This window comes from Paractinoplanes toevensis (genome assembly GCF_018332695.1).
GTDB classification, from domain to species: Bacteria; Actinomycetota; Actinomycetes; order Mycobacteriales; family Micromonosporaceae; genus Actinoplanes; species Actinoplanes toevensis.
On record NZ_BOQN01000095.1, the window covers coordinates 39746 to 56767 of the forward strand.

The following is a 17022-nucleotide window of genomic DNA, read 5'->3' on the forward strand; positions in this document are numbered from 1 at the left end:
CGGCCGGAAATGAAAGACGGCGCCGAGTGGGGTTTCGGCGCCGTCTTCCTGTTGGGACTGAAAGCCGGGGATTTCCCGCGATGCGCCCCCGCATCGCGGGCAGCGGTCAGTCCCGGGTGTGGGTGTCTTGGCGGGAGCGGAAGACCCAGATGCGGAGCATCAGGAAGCGGACCGCGGTGGCCAGCAGGTTGGCCAGGATCAGGACGACCAGTTCCACGGGCTTCGACGGGTGGGCCGACAGGCGATCCAGCAGGGCCAGGGAACCGCTGGTCAGGCCGAGGCCGACGGCGAAGACGATCAGGCCCTGGGCCTGGTGACGCCAAGCGCCGTCGTTGCCGCGTACGCCGAAGGTGACCCGGCGGTTGACGGCGGTGTTCGCGATGGCGGTGACCAGCAGTGCGATCAGGTTCGCCCACTGCATGCTCACGCCGGTGCGCAGTAGCGCGTACAGAAGAAGGTAGGCGAGCGTGCTCGCCGCACCCACCGCGGCGAAGCGGATGAGCTGGCCGGTCAGGCCGGCCGGGACGCCGGCCACCGGCAGGGGGTTGCGGCCCAGTTGTTCGCGCAGCGTGCCCAGCGGCAGGCGGCCCGAGCCGAAGGCGCGCAGCAGGCGTACGATCCCCTTCAGGTCGGCCAGCGCGGTCGCGACGATGTCGACCCGGCTGTCGGGGTCGTCGACCCAGTCGACCGGCACCTCGTGGATGCGCAGGCCGGCCCGTTCGGCCAGCACCAGCATCTCGGTGTCGAAGAACCAGCCGGTGTCCTCGACCATCGGCAGCAGGCGTTCGGCCACGTCGGACCGGATGGCCTTGAAGCCGCACTGGGCGTCGGAGAAGCGGGCCGACAGCGTGCCGCGGAGGATCAGGTTGTAGGTGCGGGAGATGAACTCGCGTTTCGCACCGCGCACCACCCGGGAGCCGCGGGCCAGCCGGGAACCGATGGCCAGGTCGGAGTGGCCGGAGATCAGCGGGGCCACCAGTGGCAGCAGCGCGCCCAGGTCGGTGGAGAGGTCCACGTCCATGTAGGCCAGGACGGCCGCGTCGGAGTGGGTCCACACGTATTTCAGTGCGCGGCCGCGGCCCTTCTCCGGCAGGTGCACCGCGGCGACGCCGGGCAGTTCGCCGGCGAGCCGGCGGGCGACCTCGGCGGTCGCGTCGGTGCTCGCGTTGTCGGCGACGGTGATCCGGAACCGGTACGGGAAGTGGGATGAGAGGTACGCGTGCAGACGCCGGACGCACGGCTCGAGGTCGATCTCCTCGTTGTAGACGGGGACGACCACATCGAGCACCGGAGCTTCGAACCGGGTCGAGTCGGCGGCGTGCGAAGGCAGCGTCGTAAGGCTCATGTCATCCAAGGTCGGCCACTCAACTAGGCAATGCGTAAGTCAACACTGTGCGGACACTGTGAGTCCGTTTTCTACTTTGTGAACGTTTCCCTAATGGGTGAACGTGAGCACGGGCGGCCCCGGAACCGGGACCGCCCGTTGATGGCTATAAATGCCTGATCAGGACGTTGGCGAGGTCAGGTCGTAGACGGTGGTGCCGCCGACGGTCTTCGCGGTGAAGTTGTCGGCCACCCACTGGGCGATCTGCGAGCTGGCGTCGCTGCCGCCGGTGCTCGTGCTGCCCCCGCTGCTGCCCCCGATGTAGTAGTGGATCTTTCCGTCGGTGACGTACTTCTGGAATTGGGCGAGGGTGGGCGACGGGTCGGTGCCGTTGAAGCCGCCGACCGCCATCACCGGATCGCCGGTGGCCAACTGGTAGCCGGATGCGCTCTGCGAGCCGACCGTGGCCGCCACCCAGGTGTACTTGTCGGCGTCCGCCTGGAGCAGTGCCTTCATCTCGTCGCTGACCGAGACCGCATCGAGGAGGCCGCCCGCGCCGCCGCCACGCATCCCACCGCCGCCGTTGCCGCCGCCCTGGAAACCGCCGCCGGTGGTCCCGCCGGTGGTCCCGCCGCCAGGGAAGCCACCGGCGCCGGGGCCACCACCTCGGTTACCCCCGCCCCCGCCCCCGCCTCCGCCGCCGAAGCCGCCGCGACCCCCGCCGCCACCGGGCCCGCCGAAGCCACCGGTCGACGGCCCCGCGGACGGGATCGAGCCGGTATGCGCTTCGGACGCGGTCTGCACGGCGTACGCCGCCGGTCCGGCCAGCACCGCGACCAACGACGCACCCGCAGCCACCACGCCCAGCCGCGCCGCCAGGCGCGAAGTGATGAGCGCCGAAGCCAGCACTCCTGCCGCCGCGACCAGACCGCCGGCCAGCACCACCCAACGGAGCCAGGGCAGGAAGTCCGAGCTGCGGGCCAGCAGGTGATAGCACCACCAGGCGGTGATCGCGATGGCCGCCGCGAGTGTCGCCGAGGCGATGAAGTTGCGCCGGTTGCGCCAGAGGAGAACCGACCCCATGCCGACGACCGCGCCGATCGCCGGGGCGAGGGCGACGGTGTAGTACGCGTGGAAGATGCCCTGCATGAAGCTGAAGACCAGGCCGGTGATCATGAGCCAGCCGCCCCAGATCACGAAGCCGGCCCGCTGCCGGTCGGTGCGGATCCGCGGCGCGGTGAGCACCAGCCCGGCGACCAGCACGATCAGTGCGCCGGGCAGCAGCCAGGAGATCTGTCCGCCCTGCGAACTGTCGAACATCCGCAGCAGCCCGGTCTCACCCCAGCCGCTGCCGCCGCCACCTCCGCCGACGCTGCCGGTCTCGTCGCCGGAGAGCCGGCCGAGTCCGTTGTAGCCGAGGGCGAGCTCGAGGATGCTGTTGTTCTGCGAGCCGCCGATGAAGGGTCGCATCGAGGCCGGCACGAGTTCGACGATCGCGATGTACCAGCCGGCCGAGACCACGATGGCGAGCCCGGCGATGAGCAGCTGGACGAAGCGCTTGCCGAGCTTGGGCGGTCCGGCGATCAGGTAGGCGAGGCCGAAGGCCGGCACCACGAGCAGCGCCTGCAGCATCTTGGCGAGGAACGCGAAGCCGATGAAGACGCCGGCCCAGACCAGCCACTTGGTCTTGCCGTTCTCGATCGCCCGGGAGGTCGCCCACGCACCGGCGATCATCAGCAGGACGAGCATCGCGTCGGGGTTGTTGAAGCGGAACATCAGCACGGCGATCGGGGTGAGCGCGAGCACCGCGCCGGCGATCAGGCCCGCTGCCGGTCCGAACCAGCGCTTCACGCTGCTGTGGAGCAGGCCGACGCTGGCCACGCCCATCAGTGCCTGCGGCACCAGGATGCTCCACGAGTTGACGCCGAAGATCCGGGCGGAGAGCGACATCACCCACAGTGCCGCGGGCGTCTTGTCCACCGTGATCGAGTTGGCCGCGTCGGAGGAGCCGTAGAACAGCGCCTTCCAGCTCACCGATCCGGCCTGGGCGGCCGCCGAGTAGAACGCGTTGGCCCAGCCCGACTTATCCAGTCCCCAGATGTAGAGGACACCGGTCAGCAGTAGCAGTGCGTACAGGGACGGACGCGCCCAGGCCGGGTCGTCCGGTCTGCCGCGCCAGAGGCGGTGCCACCTGGACGTGGGAGCCGCGGGGGGCGGCGGTGGGGCCACCACGGGGGGTGGCGCGGGCAACGTCGAGGTCATCGAGGCTCCACGAAGGCTGGTGGATTTTCTTACTCGATAACTCTCGACGTACGCCCTGTCCCGCTTTTGTGGGATTCCTGTGTGCCCGCTGTAAGTTACCGAGCGCGACGCTTGGCCGACGCGGTAGCGAGCTTCTCCAGCACCGAAACGGTCGGTTCCCAGCCCATGCAGGCATCGGTGACGGACTGGCCGTAGGTGAGCGAACCACCCAGCTCCTGCCGGCCCGGCACGAGGAAGCTCTCCAGCATGACGCCGCTGATGCCATGCTGCCCGTCGGCGACCTGACCGGCCACGTCCTCGGCGACCATCGGCTGACGCAGGTGGTCCTTGCCGCTGTTGCCGTGCGAGCAGTCGATCACCAGTCGCTCCGCCTCGCCGGCCTTGCGCAGCAGCTGCAGCGCACCCTCCACGTCCGCGGCGCTGTAGTTCGGGCGGCCGCCGCCACCGCGCAGCACCAGGTGGGTGTCGGGGTTGCCGGTGGTGTGCAGGATCGCCGGGGTGCCGGAGTAGTCGATGCCGGGGAAGACGTGCGGAACGGCCGCGGCCTGGATGGCGTCGATCGCCGTGCTGATGCTGCCGTCGGGACGGTTCTTCATGCCGATCGGCATGGAAAGACCGGAGGCCAGCTGCCGATGGACCTGCGATTCGACCGTACGGGCACCGATCGCGCCCCAGGCCACGGTGTCCGCGATGTACTGCGGCGTGATCGGGTCGAGGAACTCCACGGCGGTCGGCAGTCCCCGGCCGACGATCTCGAGGAGCAGCTTGCGGGCGATGCGCAGGCCGGTGCCGACGTCGCCGGTGCCGTCCAGCGCCGGGTCGTTGATCAGGCCCTTCCAGCCGACCGTGGAGCGCGGCTTCTCGAAGTAGACGCGCATCACGACGAGCAGGTCGTCACTGAGCCGGTCGGCCTGTTCGCGCAGCAGCCCGGCGTACTCACCGGCGGCGACCGGGTCGTGCACCGAGCACGGGCCGACGACGACCAGCAGTCGTGGATCTCGGGCGTTGAGCACGTCTTCGACCTGTCGGCGGCCGTCGAGCACGGTGTCGTGCAGATCGGCCGTCAAGGGCAGCTCGTGGTGCAGCAGCGCGGGGCTCATCAGCGGAACGACCGCGGCGATGCGCTGGTCACGGACGCGCTGGACCTCGGGGACGGTCACGGTGGTTCATCTCCTTAGCCGGCGCCCGTAGGCGAGAGCCGGCATGCTCGTGGGCAAAACAAAAGGCAGCGACGTCGTCGCTGCCTCGGGCCGGCTCTGGCTTGGTGTCTCAGGTCATGCAGTGATAACCGAGGCACCGGCTGGAGCCGGCCCCGTAAACCACTGATACGTCCAAGACACGTCGGACAGCATAGCGCGTCACCGCGGCCGCGATGCCGTCTGCGGCAACTGACCAGCTGTTGGGATGAGGTCCGGCGGGAGCAGCGGCAGGACCACGGTGAAGACGGTCTGGCCGGGGACGCTCTGCACGGACACGTTGCCGCGGTGGGCGGTGACCACGGCGTGCACGATCGAGAGGCCGAGGCCGGTGCTGCCGGCCGCCCGGGAGCGGGAGCTGTCGCCGCGGGCGAACCGCTCGAAGATGTGCGGCTGGAGCTCGGGCGCGATGCCCGGCCCGCCGTCGATCACGTGCAGGACCGCGGAGTCCTGATCGGCCCGGACCGCGACGGTGACGGTGGTGCCCTCCGGGGTGTGGGTGCGGGCGTTGGCCAGCAGGTTGGCGACCACCTGGTGCAGGCGGGCGCCGTCACCGATCACGGTGACCGGCTCCTCGGGCAGGTCGAGCTGCCAGTAGTGGCGCGGCCCGGCGGCGTGCGCGTCGCTGACCGCGTCGACCACCAGCATGGTCAGGTCGACCGGGTCGTGGCCGAGCGGCCGGCCGGCGTCGAGGCGGGCGAGCAGCAGCAGATCCTCGACGAGCCCGGTCATCCGCTGGGCCTCGGACTCGACCCGGCTCAGCACGTGCGCGATCTCCTCGGAGATCGGTGCCCGGCTGCGGCGGCTCAACTCGGCATAGCCGCGGATGGCGGCGAGCGGGGTGCGCAGCTCGTGGCTGGCGTCGGCGACGAACTGGCGTACCTGCATCTCGCTGGCGTGCCGGGCCTCGAGGGCGTTACCGACGTGGTCGAGCAGCTGGTTGAGGGCCGCACCGACCTGCCCGACCTCGGTGCGCGGATCGGTGTCCGATTGCGGGACGCGTTGTGCCAGCTGCACCTCGCCGCGGTCGAGCCGCAGCTCGGAGACCCGGGTGGCGGTGCTCGCGACCCGGCGCAGCGGCCGGAGGGTGCCGCGCACGATCAGCGCGCCGGCCCATCCGGCGATGGCCAGCGCGATGAGCAGGGCACCGCCGATGACCAGGGCAACGCGGAGCAGCGTGCTGCGGGTGTTGTCGAGCGAGAGTGCGATCACCCGGATGGTGCCTTTGTCGGTGTCCTCGGCGATCACCCGGTACGAGCCGTACCCCTCGATGTCGATGTCCTGCTTGGTGCCGTCCGCCTCGAGCGCCATCAACTGGTTCTCGGCCGCGCTGGTCAGCGGGGTGTACCCGGTGTCGTAGCTGCCTTCGGTCTTGGGGCTGACGATGCCGCTGCCGTCGTCGACGATGTTCGTGGTGGGGTCGTAGACGATCGAGATCGAGCCGATCTCCGAGCCGATGAACGGGCGGCTGGTGTCGAACCCGCCGGGCGGCTTGAACACTCCGCCGCTGGGGCTCTGCGGCTGGTTGCTGGGGCGGCCCGGGTGCATGGCCGTGTCGAGGCGAGTGTCGATCTGGTCGTACAGCTGCTTGCGCAGGAAGATCTCGGCGGTGCCGCCGACGGCCACGCCGAGCGTGGTGAGCAGCACGATGATGGTCGCCACGATGCGGGTGCGCAGCGACCAGCCCGCCGGCCGGCGCCAGCGGGCGGGACGAGGAGAGGGCGACTCAGTCAGCCGGCTTGAGGACATACCCGGCTCCGCGCATCGTGTGGATCATCGGTGCGCGACCCGCGTCGATCTTCTTGCGCAGGTAGGAGATGTAGAGCTCGACGACGTTGGCCTGGCCACCGAAGTCGTAGTTCCACACCCGGTCGAGGATCTGGCTCTTGCTCAGCACCCGGCGCGGGTTGCGCATGAGGTAGCGCAGCAGCTCGAACTCGGTCGCGGTGAGCGTGATCAGGTCACTGCCCCGGCGAACCTCGTGACTGTCCTCGTCGAGGGACAGGTCGCCGACGATGAGCTGCGACTCGGTCCGCATCGGGGAGTGGCCCATCCGGCGCATCAGGCCGCGCAGCCGGGCCACCACCTCTTCGAGGCTGAACGGCTTGGTGACGTAGTCGTCGCCGCCGGCGGTGAGGCCGGTGATGCGGTCCTCGACCGAGTCCTTGGCGGTCAGGAACAGCACCGGCACCTCGGGCGATTCGCCACGCAGGCGGCGCAGCACCTCGAGCCCGTCGATGTCCGGCAGCATCATGTCGAGGACGACGGCGTCCGGGCGGAAGTCCCGCGCGGTGCGCACCGCGGTCTGGCCGTCGCCGGCACTCTTCACGTCCCAGCCCTCGTAGCGCAGGGCCATGGACAGCAGTTCGGCCAACGTCGGCTCGTCGTCGACCACGAGGACTCGAACCGGGCCACCGTCGGGGCGGCGGAGCTCGGTGCCGGATTCTTGGTTCGCCATCGTCATGCCCCTACTGTCACGGGTCACGCTTTGCGCCGCCTTTCCGCTTCCTGTGTAGCACCTGTGACCCGGACGCACAGGAGGCGCAAATTGTTCGCACAGCCGTCTGACACCGTACGCCCTGATCGTGGTGGTTATGACGCAGACGATGAAGCACCAGATGCTCGGCTGGAAGCGGCGTTCGGGTCTTGCGGCGCTGGGTGCCGCGGTCGCCTTGGCGGCCGTTCTGGGACCGCAGATGACCGCGACGACCCGGCTCGGGGCGGCCAGCGAGGTGGCCGGCTACGCGACGGTCACGGCCGCCGACACGATCACGAGTCAGGCGATGCTGGCCGAGGTCGCGGCGGACAGTGGGCGCGTGTCGAAAACTCTCGAAAGCGTATAAAACGCCCATAATGGTTGCATGAGGATCATGCGTCGGGTATTAGCGATCTTGGTCGTGCTCGCGACGCTCTTCCTGGTGGCGCAACCGGCACAGGCGAGAGCAGGGGAGTGCACCGGCGATTGCCGGGCGCGCCTCGTCCAGGTCGGGTTGAAGGGCCGGGTCGTGCAGCTCGTCGCCGACGGGGACAGCACCTGTGCACTGACCGACGCCGGCGACGTCTACTGCTGGGGCGCCGACTACCCGGACGAGTACCGCCCGGGACGCAACCCGATGCTGCTCGTCACGGTCGGCGCGCTGCTGATCGCCGGGGGCGCGACGCTGCTGATGCTCAGTCGCTGGTCACCGCGAGAGCGGCGTCGCGAAACCGCTCCGCCCCCTGCTTGATCCGCTCGGTTACCGCCGGCTGGCTCCAGTCGTCCCAGGTCACCTGGCCGAGCGCCTGGTCGGTGCCGGACGCCGACAGGGTGACGCTCACCCCCGGGCTGCGCTGGGTGGTCAGCCGGCCGGACTTCGGCACGCCGACCGCGTGCGTCGACGGGTCGGCGAAGCCCATCATCGCCCACGGCACCCGTACGGTCAGGTTGTTGCCGTCGAGGTGCCACAGCGCCCGGCTGTCCGCGTTCGCGTCGTCGGTGTTCCACACCCCGTGCCGCACCAGTCCCGCGTTCTGCATCTCGATCGGCAGCTTCGCGCCGGTGCTCGGCACCGTCCGGGCTCGGTTCACCAGCAGCTCGTAGGCTCGCCAGCCGTCCGGCGCCGGGCCGCGCGCCGAATCCGGGATGCTCCCGTCGAGCTGCAGCGGATCGAGTTGCCGCCGCACGTACGCCTGCCCGGTGTGACCCACCAGATTGAGCGCGAAGATCGCGTCCGGCCGACGGTCGGCGCTGCCGGCCATCGGCGTGCCGGTGAGGCCGGGCAGCGGGTCGAGGCCGATCATCAGCGACCCCGGCGGCGAATCGCCCAGCCTGATCTCGAGATGCAGATACGACTCGTCGGTCCGGGCGGTGACCTTCCCGGCCGGCCAGCCACCGTCCGCGTCGATCAGCGCGGCCGGGTCGGTCTCGCGCGCCGCGTCCATCGCCAGCAGCCCGAAGCGCTGCTCGTTGGTGAGCGGGTCGCGCCAGAGCTGACGCCGGTTCGGGACCTGGTGGGCGACCGTGTTCCAGGTGTAGCGGAACCATTCGTCGACCCACTCGAAGAGGAACCCACCGGCCAGCCCACGCGCCTGCATGCCGCGCAGCAGTTCGGCGGTCATCTCGGTGGCCTCGATCTCGCTGTGGTCGCCCTGGTTGCGCCCGAGCGGCCCGAGGTGCGCCGATCCGATCGACGACGGCACCCCGAATTCGGTGATCATCGTGGGCATGCCGTCATGGTGCTTCCGCAGCGCTTCGAGATAGGCGAGGTAGGGGTCGGCCTGCGCTTGCAGCGCCGGTTCCAGCCGCAAAAAATCCGGATAGTACGGGTACGCGTGATAGCTGGCGAAGGTTCCGGCCGGCCAGTTCGCGGTGGGCAGCACGTGATTGGCGTCCAACTGCAGCAGGTCCTCCTGCCGCAGCGGCTCCTCCGGGTGGCGGAGCGGATCGGTGGTCGCCCAGTTCACGAACGCGATCGGCTCGCTCAGCCCTTTCTTCGCCTGGTAACCGGCCAGGTCGTTCATCCGGTTCGCCAGCCAGCGCTCGGTCGGGGTCGCGTCCGGGGTGCTGTGGAAGTACTTCCCGGAGATCGCCTTCGCGTCGGCGTTCTTGCGGTCGGTGGCGGCCGCCGCGGCCGGATCGAGCTCGGATCCGATGATCCACCCGGCCAGCCAGGGGGTGATGTCGGCGGTCCATTCGCCGCCGACCCGCCCCGGCAGGGTGGTGCGGTTCAACTGCCCGGACACCGCCTGCGCGGCGTCCTTCAGTTCCTGCCGGAAGGCGTCGGTGACCCGCTGGTCGTAGAGATTCCCCTTCTTTATGTACGCATCACCGACGAGCGAGACGCCCTGCATCACATAGAGCGGCCGATCCGGGTTCGCCTGGTTGTAGGCCGCCAGTTGCTGGTAGAACGCCGGCGGGTGGATGTCGTAGATCCGCACCACCCGGATGCCCAGCCAGGTCATCGCCGCGAACCAGGCGCGGTACTGCGCCGCCGAGACCGAGACGTCGGCCGGCACGTGACCCGGCGTGGTGTTGCCCAGGTCAACCCCGGGGAGGAAGGTGCGGTCCCCGGCCGTGGTGTGCAGCACGAACTTCTGCCCGTCGACGCTCGACACCATGCTCAGGCCGTTCGCGTCGACCGGCGCGGGCCGCCACGGCGTGCCGGTCGGCGGGGACGGTATGTCCCGCATCCCGGCGATCAGCAGTGCCGGCGAGCGCAACGCCGGCGACGAGGTGGCACCCGACAGCATCAGGCACAGCGCGAAGGCGAACACCGCCAAGGCGGTCGCCCGGGCGCGCCCGAATCGTGGACGGGCCGGCATGGACACGACATGACTCGAAAGGTCCCCCACGCTGGGCATTCTCCGGCGCCAAAGTTGCTGTATGAGGGGAATTGTCGGGAAGCTTGGGGGGTCGGAACACTCGCCGTTGGCCCGATGTTGTGCCAGCGTTGACCGAGTCGGCGGCGCGAGGGCGTGGGGGAGCGTGCACGTGGATCTTCTCGAGGAGTACCGCAGGGCCACCTTTTTCTTCGAGTCCGGCGACCCGCTCGGAGCCGCCAGACTGCTCGAGCCGATAGTCGAGGCCGAGCCGCACAACACCGCGGTCCGCCAGCTGCTGGCCCGGGCATATTTCAACTCGGCCCAGCTCAACGGGGCGGAAGCCCAGCTCCGGGCGCTGATTGAGCACGATCCGTCGGATCACTACGCGCACCATGTATTAGGCCGGACCCTGGAGCGGGCCGGCCGCTTTCGCGAGGCGCTGCCGCACCTGCGCCTGGCGGCGGCGATGAAGCAGCAGGCCGACTACGTCGAGGCCGTCCGCCGGGTCGAAGAGTGGCTCGGCAAATCCGAGCACGCATAGGATTCTGATCGTGAAACTCAAGCTCGACCTGCACGACATCTTCAACAGGGGCCAGGAGATCGACCGTGCCCTGCGCGGGATCATCGACGAGGCCATCGAGAAGAAGGCCGCGATGGTCGAGATCATCCCGGGCAAGGGCAGCGGCGCCCTGAAGAAAAAGGTGCTGCGCTTCCTCGACCAGCGGGAGATCAAGCAGCTCTACCACCGGGTGGAGAAGGACGGCGACAACTGGGGCCGTCTCTTCGTGCACTTCCGGCACGACGCCCCCACCGGTCGCCGGGGTCGCGGCCGCTGACTCAGAGGCGGTAGGTGGCCGTCACCGCCAGCAGTTCACTGGTGTGCGAACCGACGATGCCGACCCCGGCCGGCCGTGCCTTGAACCCGGGCAGGGCGGTCAGCCCGTCGCTGCCGTCCATCACCCGGAACCTGACCGGCCCGGTGGTCCGCACGGTCAGCGTGACCTCGACACCCTCGGCCGGCGGCGCGTGGAACACGAAGCCGAAACCCCACGGCCCGTCCTCGGCCTTCTCGACGGCCAGATCACGCCCGCCGATCGTGGCCGCGGTGACGTCCACCCCGGACGCGACGTGCAGCGTGGTGAGCCGGACCGATCGTTGCGGCTGCAACCGGAGTTTCATCACCCGGCTGTCACCCGACCGGGTGTCCGACACCAGGGTCAGTTTCGGCGCCGGCAACGCGGCCGGTTCCGCCTTGCCGGTGCGCATCTCCTCCGGCCCGAACGCGGGCAGCGCCTCGTCGACCTTGTGCGGGTCGCCCGAGACGTACTGCGCGGTCCATTTCTGCACGTGGGGTTCGTCGCTGAGCCACTGCGCGGTGCCGTTGTCGGCATCGAGCGCGTACATCAACTGGGTGAGCGCCGGGTGCTTGGCGTCGAAGCGGTCGACACTCAGGCCGACGACCGTGCAGATCAGCACGGCGAGCAGCGCGGCGGCGGTCGGCAGGGCGGCCCGGCGGCGGGCCCGCAGCGCGTCCAGGCCGTGCTGCCGTTCGGCCCGCGGGTGGATCAGATCGAGGACCGGGAGCAGGGCCAGGCCGAGCAGCACAGCGAGGAAGGCGCCGGTGGCGCCGAGCCTCAGGCCCAGTGCCGGGAACAGCATGATCACGGTGGGCAGCAGGATGATCACGGCGACCGCGCCGCCGGCCGTGACCGCGAGCACCGACCACCAGCCGCGGGTCAGGACCGCCACGATGCCGGCGATCGCACCGGCCAGCGCCGGCAGTGCCGCCAGGTAGGAACCGCCGGGCGTCACCGCCGCCAGCACCAGGCCGAGCACGGCCAGCCAGCCGAGACCGGCGATGGCGAGGGTGGCCGGGCCGGCCTTGCGGCGCAACCAGCCGAACCAGGCCAGCACGACCAGGGTGGCGATCGCGCCGACGGCCAACCTGTACCACCCCGGGCGGTAGGGGTCGATGGGCATCTCCGCGTACTCCGGGCGGATCAGCTTGAGCAGCGCCCAGTAGAGCTGGGCCAGCAGCGGCGCCACGATGATCGGCACCAGGGTGAGCGCCGACGCGGTGAACAGGCGCCTGCCGTCGATGAGGGCACGCCGCCGGGCCAGCCAGGCCAGCGCGATCACCACGATCAGGGCGAGCGCGGCCAGCGGCCGGACCAACTCCCCGGGATAGCGGACCAGCAGGCCGGGCGCCGGGAAGTAGGTGGCGTCGTCACCGCTGGTCAGCGCGGACAGGTCGCGTTCGCCGAGCGCCCGGGTCACCGCGAGGGCGTTGTCGCCGTGGTGCTGAAGGCTGTCGGTGTCCATTGCGGACGGCACGTCGGTCGGGGCGTGGTAGACGGCGGCCCCGTCGATGTAGGCGGAGTTGAGCCCGGTGAACCCGGCTTCGCGGAACGCGGTGAAGTCGGTGTCGTTCGGCATCAAGCGGTAGATCTCGACGGCGAAGGACGTGCCGACCGGCTTCGGCGCCTGCCCGTAGAGGTCGACCAGGCGGCGGTTGTTCTTCGCGGTCTCGAACATGATCGCCGGGCCGCTGCTGCCGCGTGCCTCGATGTTGAGAACGATGCCGCCGTCCCGGGCGAGCGGGTGCTGGTCGACGAACGCCTGGGCACCGCAGACACAGGCCTCCTCGCCGTCGGTGAGCACCAGCACCACGTCGTTGCGCAGGCGGGGGCCGCTGGTCAGGGCGCGGGCGGTCTCGAGGATCGCGGCGGTGCCGGCCGCGTCGTCGTTGCCGCCCGGCCCGACCTGCACCGAGTCGTAGTGCGCGACCAGGAAGACGCGGCCGGTGGAAGCGGTGCCGGGAATCGTCGCGACCACGTTTCGCACGTGTGCGAAGCCGGCGCCACCGGCGCTGGCGGAGAGTTTTGCCCCCTGAACCGACACCGTGTCCTGGATCTCCGGGCTGAGCCCGAGACCGCGAAGTGTGCCGACCAGATATTCCCGCACCCGGTCCTGCGCCGCGCTGCCGACCGGGTGCGGCTCCGTGGCGATCGCTTCGACCTGCTGGAAGGCGCGGGCCGCGCTGAAGTCGGCGGCCGGTGCGGTGGTGTCGCGCCCGGCCGGGGGCTGGACCGACCAGATCGCGGCGGCGCCGACCGCCACCAGGGCGGCGACGGCGGCCAGGGCGGCCGGCACCCGGTGGGTGGTGCCGGCCAGGGCGGGGGCGCTCATGGAGACATCTAAGCGGAGGGGTACGACAGTGGGTAGGCCGAAGATCGTTTGAAGCGTGGCCTAGCGTTGTCGGGGTGAGCGCACCGATCGACCCGGCCGAAGTCCTTGCCGAATTCATCGACGCGGTTGCCCCTTATGACCCGAATCCAGGGGCCGACCCGGTCGCCATCGTCGGTGTGCGCACCGCGCTCGGCGAGGGCGTCTTCCCGATGAGCGACCACGTCATCCGCGCGTTGTGCAAGGCGCTGGCGTCGTACCGCGACCCGGAGGACCGCGGTCTCTGCAACGGCTGCGGCGGCCGCCGCCTCGACGAGAACCTGCATTGCCAGGATTGCGGGCGTTTGCACGGCATCCTGGGCCAGGTGATCGCCGAGCACGCCCGGCGCGTCGCCGCGGAGGATCACACTTGAGATCCGCGGAGTTGTGCGCCCGACCGGAGTGGTACACCATCTTCGAGTCCGGTCCGGTGACATCGAGTGGGGAAATGGCATGACTGAACGATCGGTCGCCCCCCGCGTCCGCACCGGCTCCACGGCCCAGCCGGAGCGCCTGCGCGTCCTCCTGGTCGAGGACGACGAGGGCGACGCCTTCCTGGTGCGCGAGTTGCTGAGCGAGGCGGACGCACCGTTCGATCTCGCGGTGGCGACCACGCTGCGTGAGGCCACCTCGATGATGCGCGGCATCCAGTGCATCCTGCTCGACCTGGGACTGCCCGACGCCGAGGGCATCGACGGCCTGCGCCGGCTGCTGTCGGTGGCCGGCAGCGCCGCGGTCTGCGTCCTGACCGGCCGTTCCGACGAGCACCTAGGCGTGGCCGCGGTCGCCGAGGGCGCCCAGGACTACCTGGTCAAGGGGCAGGTCGACGGGGTTCTGCTGACCCGGGCCCTGCGCTACGCGGTCGAGCGTAAACGCGCCGACGAGAACGCCCAGCGGCTGCGCGAGGTCGAGCTGCGCCAGGCCGAGTCGGCTCGTCTCGAGCGCGGCCTGCTGCCGCAGCCGCTGATGTCCACCGAAGCCGTGCAGGTGCACACGTTCTACCGTTCCGGCCGGGCGCTGGGCCTGCTCGGCGGCGACTTCTTCGACGTCGTCCAGGTGGGTGACGACAAACTGCACGTGATCGTCGGCGACGTGTGCGGGCACGGCGTGGACGAGGCGGCGCTCGGCGTCGAGCTCCGGGTCGCCTGGCGGGCCCTGGTGATCGGCGGCGTACCCGAGGACCAGGTGCTCAGCTCGCTGGAAAAGGTGCTGATGAGCGAGCGGCGGGCCCGCGAGGTCTTCGCCACCGTCGCGTCGGTGGTGCTCGACATCCCGGCCAACCAGATCACCGTGCGGCTCGCCGGGCACCCGCCGCCGGTGCTGCTCGCCGCCGGCCGGGCCGAACCGGTCGCGGCCAAACCCGGGATCGTCCTGGGCGTACGCCCTCGCCCCGCCCCACCCACCGTGCTGCAACTGCCGCCCGACGACTGGTCCCTGTTGTTGTATACGGACGGCCTGATCGAAGGGCATGTCGGCAACGGCTCCGAGCGGCTCGACGTGGCGGGCCTGTGCGACCTGCTCGACGAGCCGGTCGCGCGGGGCGTACCACTTCCGGCCCTGCCGGCCTGGCTGGTCGGCCAGGCCGAGCAGGCCAACGGCGGGCCGCTCGCCGACGACGTGGCCATGTTGCTGATCTCCCGCGGAGGTGGCCGGTGAAGATTTTCGACCTGCGAACCTGGACCCTGCGCCGGCGAATCTCCGCGTTGTGCGTCACCGTCGGCATCCTGCTCAGCGTCCTCGGCGTGTTCGCCGCGATCACCGCGACCCAGCACAACCGCCAACTCGACGACGTGCTCAACCGGGCCAGTCCGATGCGGGCCGCCGGCGAGTCGCTGAACACGGCCTTCGTCGATCAGGAGACCGGCATCCGGGGCTTCGCGATCACCGGCAAGGAGGACAACCTCAGGCCGTACACGAACGGCATGGCCGACGAACAGCGCCTGCTGACCCGCATGGACGAGCTGATCAACCCGGAGGACACCGCGATCCAGGCGTCGCTCGACATCGTCAAGCAACGCGCCCAGCTCTGGCACGACCAGGTCGCCGAACCGGTGGTCACCGCGGTGCGGACCGAGGGTCCGGACGCCGGTCAGGCTCTGATCGCGGCCGGCTCGACCGCCGCCTTCGACTCATTGCGCGCCGCGATCGACGCGATGCAGACCGACATCCAGGCCCTGCGCACCGCCTCGGCGGCCGCGGCCAAGGACAGCAGCCAGACCATGGTGTCGATCCAGATCGCCGCCGCCGCGATCATCATCCTCGCCGGGGCCGGCCTGCTCCTGCTCCTGGACCGGCTGGTCAGCCGCCCGGTGGTGGAGTTGGCCGCGCAGGTTCGTGAGGTCGCCGACGGGGACTACGAGCGGCACATCAGCAGCAGCGGCTCACCGGAACTGGCCGACCTCGCCACCGATGTGGACGGCATGCGCCAGAAGATCGCCACCGAGTTGGCCGAGGTGCGCGAGGCACGCGGCCAGATCGAGTGGGTCAACGAGCAGCTCAAGGTGCAGGCGGAGGAACTCACCCGGTCCAACCGTGACCTCGAGCAGTTCGCCTACGTCGCATCGCACGACCTGCAGGAACCGCTGCGCAAGGTGGCCAGCTTCTGCCAGCTGCTCCAGCGCCGCTACTCCGGCCAGCTGGATGAGCGTGCCGACCAGTACATCGCGTTCGCGGTCGACGGCGCCCAGCGGATGCAGCGCCTGATCAACGACCTGCTGGCGTTCTCCCGGATCGGGCGGATCACCGCCGGGTTCACCGAGGTCGACCTCGACCGGGTGCTCACCGAGGTGAAGTCCCAGTTGGAGGTGCGGGCCGGCGAGGACGCCGAGATCAGCTGGTCCGAACTGCCCACGGTGGAGGGCGAGGAACCGCTGCTCACCACACTCTTCGTCAACCTGATCGGCAACTCCCTGAAGTTCCGCCGCGAGGGGGTCCCCCCGGTCGTGCGGATCACCGCGGAGCGGGACGGCGGCGACTGGGTGATCAGCGTCCGGGACAACGGCATCGGCATCGAGCGGGAATTCGCCGACAAGGTCTTCGTGATCTTCCAGCGGCTGCACGCCCGGGACGCCTATGAAGGAACCGGCATCGGGCTGGCCATCGTGAAGAAGATCGTCGAATATCATGGCGGACGGATCTGGCTGGACCTCGACGTCGAGGAAGGCACGTCGCTCAACTTCACCATCCCGGTGCTCCCCGGCGCTCCGGACGTTGAAGACGCGACGGACGAGACACCGAAAGAGGTTGCAGCGGCATGACATCTCCGACCCGTGCTGACGGCACACCGATCGAGGTCCTGCTGGTCGAGGACGACCCGGGCGACGTGCTCATGACGCAGGAGGCGTTCGAGGAGCACAAGGTCCGTAACCGGCTCAACGTCGTCTCCGACGGTGCCGAGGCACTCGCCTACCTGCGTCGCGAGGGTGCCTACGTCAACGCCGTACGCCCGGATCTGATCCTTCTTGATCTCAACCTGCCGCGGCGGGACGGCCGCGAGGTGCTCGAGGAGATCAAGAAGGACGACGAGCTGTGCCGGATCCCGGTCGTCGTGCTGACCACCTCGGCCGCCGACCAGGACATTCTGCGCAGCTACGAGCTGCACGCGAACGCCTACGTCACCAAGCCGGTCGACTTCGAGCGGTTCATCGCGGTGATCCGCCAGATCGACGAGTTCTTCGTCAGCGTCGTGAAGTTGCCGCCGCGTGCTTGATCAGG

Annotated in this window: 15 protein-coding genes; 8 read left to right on the top strand and 7 right to left on the bottom strand. The window is 69.9% G+C overall.

Annotated elements, in window-relative coordinates:
* Nucleotides 1–106: 106 nt before the first annotated feature.
* From Ato02nite_RS36530 to Ato02nite_RS36550, 5 genes are all read right to left on the bottom strand, one after another.
* Entirely contained in the window at nucleotides 107–1345 is a 1239-nt protein-coding gene (locus Ato02nite_RS36530; RefSeq protein WP_213011259.1) for a bifunctional glycosyltransferase family 2/GtrA family protein, read from the bottom strand.
* A 159-nt stretch (nucleotides 1346–1504) separates the two neighbouring features.
* On the bottom strand, nucleotides 1505–3586 hold the full coding sequence (locus tag Ato02nite_RS36535) for an ArnT family glycosyltransferase (protein WP_213011260.1): 2082 nt from the start codon (nucleotides 3584–3586) through the stop codon (nucleotides 1505–1507).
* Between the two features lie 95 nt (nucleotides 3587–3681).
* The gene (locus Ato02nite_RS36540; RefSeq protein ID WP_213011261.1) at nucleotides 3682–4746 is read right to left on the bottom strand and encodes a 3-deoxy-7-phosphoheptulonate synthase; all 1065 of its coding nucleotides are present in this window, start codon (nucleotides 4744–4746) and stop codon (nucleotides 3682–3684) included.
* A 198-nt stretch (nucleotides 4747–4944) separates the two neighbouring features.
* A complete protein-coding gene (locus Ato02nite_RS36545) occupies nucleotides 4945–6531 on the bottom strand; it encodes a sensor histidine kinase (protein ID WP_213011262.1) in 1587 nt (528 codons plus the stop codon).
* Nucleotides 6509–7246 carry a response regulator transcription factor gene (locus Ato02nite_RS36550; protein WP_213011263.1) on the bottom strand — a complete coding sequence of 246 codons (738 nt, stop codon included), beginning with the start codon at nucleotides 7244–7246 and terminating at the stop codon, nucleotides 6509–6511. Before Ato02nite_RS36550 ends, Ato02nite_RS36545 begins: the two co-directional genes overlap by 23 nt.
* A 130-nt stretch (nucleotides 7247–7376) precedes the next feature.
* Here Ato02nite_RS36550 and Ato02nite_RS36555 point away from each other — a divergent pair, with 130 nt between their 5' ends.
* Both Ato02nite_RS36555 and Ato02nite_RS36560 read left to right on the top strand, forming a co-directional pair.
* The gene (locus Ato02nite_RS36555; protein ID WP_213011264.1) at nucleotides 7377–7625 is read left to right on the top strand and encodes a hypothetical protein; all 249 of its coding nucleotides are present in this window, start codon (nucleotides 7377–7379) and stop codon (nucleotides 7623–7625) included.
* Nucleotides 7626–7643: 18 nt separating this feature from the next.
* Nucleotides 7644–8009, top strand: coding sequence for an RCC1 domain-containing protein (locus Ato02nite_RS36560; RefSeq protein ID WP_213011265.1), 366 nt, complete (start codon nucleotides 7644–7646; stop codon nucleotides 8007–8009).
* Here Ato02nite_RS36560 and Ato02nite_RS36565 read toward each other — a convergent pair.
* Nucleotides 7954–10113: a hypothetical protein gene (locus Ato02nite_RS36565; protein WP_246607898.1), complete on the bottom strand. Its 2160-nt coding sequence runs from the start codon at nucleotides 10111–10113 to the stop codon at nucleotides 7954–7956. The genes Ato02nite_RS36560 and Ato02nite_RS36565 overlap by 56 nt on opposite strands.
* Before the next feature lie 139 nt (nucleotides 10114–10252).
* Between Ato02nite_RS36565 and Ato02nite_RS36570 the strand changes: the two genes are divergently transcribed.
* Both Ato02nite_RS36570 and Ato02nite_RS36575 read left to right on the top strand, forming a co-directional pair.
* Complete coding sequence (locus Ato02nite_RS36570) at nucleotides 10253–10624, top strand: tetratricopeptide repeat protein (RefSeq protein WP_203803525.1); 372 nt, start codon at nucleotides 10253–10255, stop codon at nucleotides 10622–10624.
* Between the two features lie 10 nt (nucleotides 10625–10634).
* Nucleotides 10635–10919 carry a Smr/MutS family protein gene (locus tag Ato02nite_RS36575; protein ID WP_213011267.1) on the top strand — a complete coding sequence of 95 codons (285 nt, stop codon included), beginning with the start codon at nucleotides 10635–10637 and terminating at the stop codon, nucleotides 10917–10919.
* Nucleotide 10920: 1 nt separating this feature from the next.
* Here the strand turns inward: Ato02nite_RS36575 and Ato02nite_RS36580 are convergent, their stop codons facing one another.
* Complete coding sequence (locus Ato02nite_RS36580) at nucleotides 10921–13272, bottom strand: M28 family peptidase (protein WP_213011268.1); 2352 nt, start codon at nucleotides 13270–13272, stop codon at nucleotides 10921–10923.
* Between the two features lie 74 nt (nucleotides 13273–13346).
* On the opposite strand from Ato02nite_RS36580, the gene Ato02nite_RS36585 reads away from it, so the two are divergent.
* The 4 genes from Ato02nite_RS36585 (at nucleotide 13347) to Ato02nite_RS36600 (ending at nucleotide 17017) form a co-directional block, all read left to right on the top strand.
* Nucleotides 13347–13682: a hypothetical protein gene (locus Ato02nite_RS36585; protein ID WP_213011269.1), complete on the top strand. Its 336-nt coding sequence runs from the start codon at nucleotides 13347–13349 to the stop codon at nucleotides 13680–13682.
* 79 nt (nucleotides 13683–13761) lie between these two features.
* Entirely contained in the window at nucleotides 13762–14964 is a 1203-nt protein-coding gene (locus Ato02nite_RS36590) for a PP2C family protein-serine/threonine phosphatase (protein WP_213011270.1), read from the top strand.
* Nucleotides 14961–16565, top strand: a complete 1605-nt coding sequence (locus Ato02nite_RS36595; protein WP_213011271.1) for a sensor histidine kinase — start codon at nucleotides 14961–14963, stop codon at nucleotides 16563–16565. Before Ato02nite_RS36590 ends, Ato02nite_RS36595 begins: the two co-directional genes overlap by 4 nt.
* Entirely contained in the window at nucleotides 16562–17017 is a 456-nt protein-coding gene (locus Ato02nite_RS36600; protein ID WP_213011272.1) for a response regulator, read from the top strand. The genes Ato02nite_RS36595 and Ato02nite_RS36600 overlap by 4 nt, the downstream gene beginning before the upstream one ends.
* The last annotated feature ends 5 nt before the right edge of the window (nucleotides 17018–17022 follow it).

Bases quoted from the DNA above. Each gene is read 5' to 3' on its own strand.
- Ato02nite_RS36530 (WP_213011259.1), bottom strand. From the start codon at position 1,345: ATGAGCCTTACGACGCTGCCTTCGCACGCCGCCGACTCGACCCGGTTC.
- Ato02nite_RS36535 (WP_213011260.1), bottom strand. From the start codon at position 3,586: ATGACCTCGACGTTGCCCGCGCCACCCCCCGTGGTGGCCCCACCGCCG.
- Ato02nite_RS36545 (WP_213011262.1), bottom strand. From the start codon at position 6,531: ATGTCCTCAAGCCGGCTGACTGAGTCGCCCTCTCCTCGTCCCGCCCGC.
- Ato02nite_RS36550 (WP_213011263.1), bottom strand. From the start codon at position 7,246: ATGACGATGGCGAACCAAGAATCCGGCACCGAGCTCCGCCGCCCCGAC.
- Ato02nite_RS36555 (WP_213011264.1), top strand. From the start codon at position 7,377: ATGACGCAGACGATGAAGCACCAGATGCTCGGCTGGAAGCGGCGTTCG.
- Ato02nite_RS36560 (WP_213011265.1), top strand. From the start codon at position 7,644: ATGAGGATCATGCGTCGGGTATTAGCGATCTTGGTCGTGCTCGCGACG.
- Ato02nite_RS36580 (WP_213011268.1), bottom strand. From the start codon at position 13,272: ATGAGCGCCCCCGCCCTGGCCGGCACCACCCACCGGGTGCCGGCCGCC.
- Ato02nite_RS36590 (WP_213011270.1), top strand. From the start codon at position 13,762: ATGACTGAACGATCGGTCGCCCCCCGCGTCCGCACCGGCTCCACGGCC.
- Ato02nite_RS36600 (WP_213011272.1), top strand. From the start codon at position 16,562: ATGACATCTCCGACCCGTGCTGACGGCACACCGATCGAGGTCCTGCTG.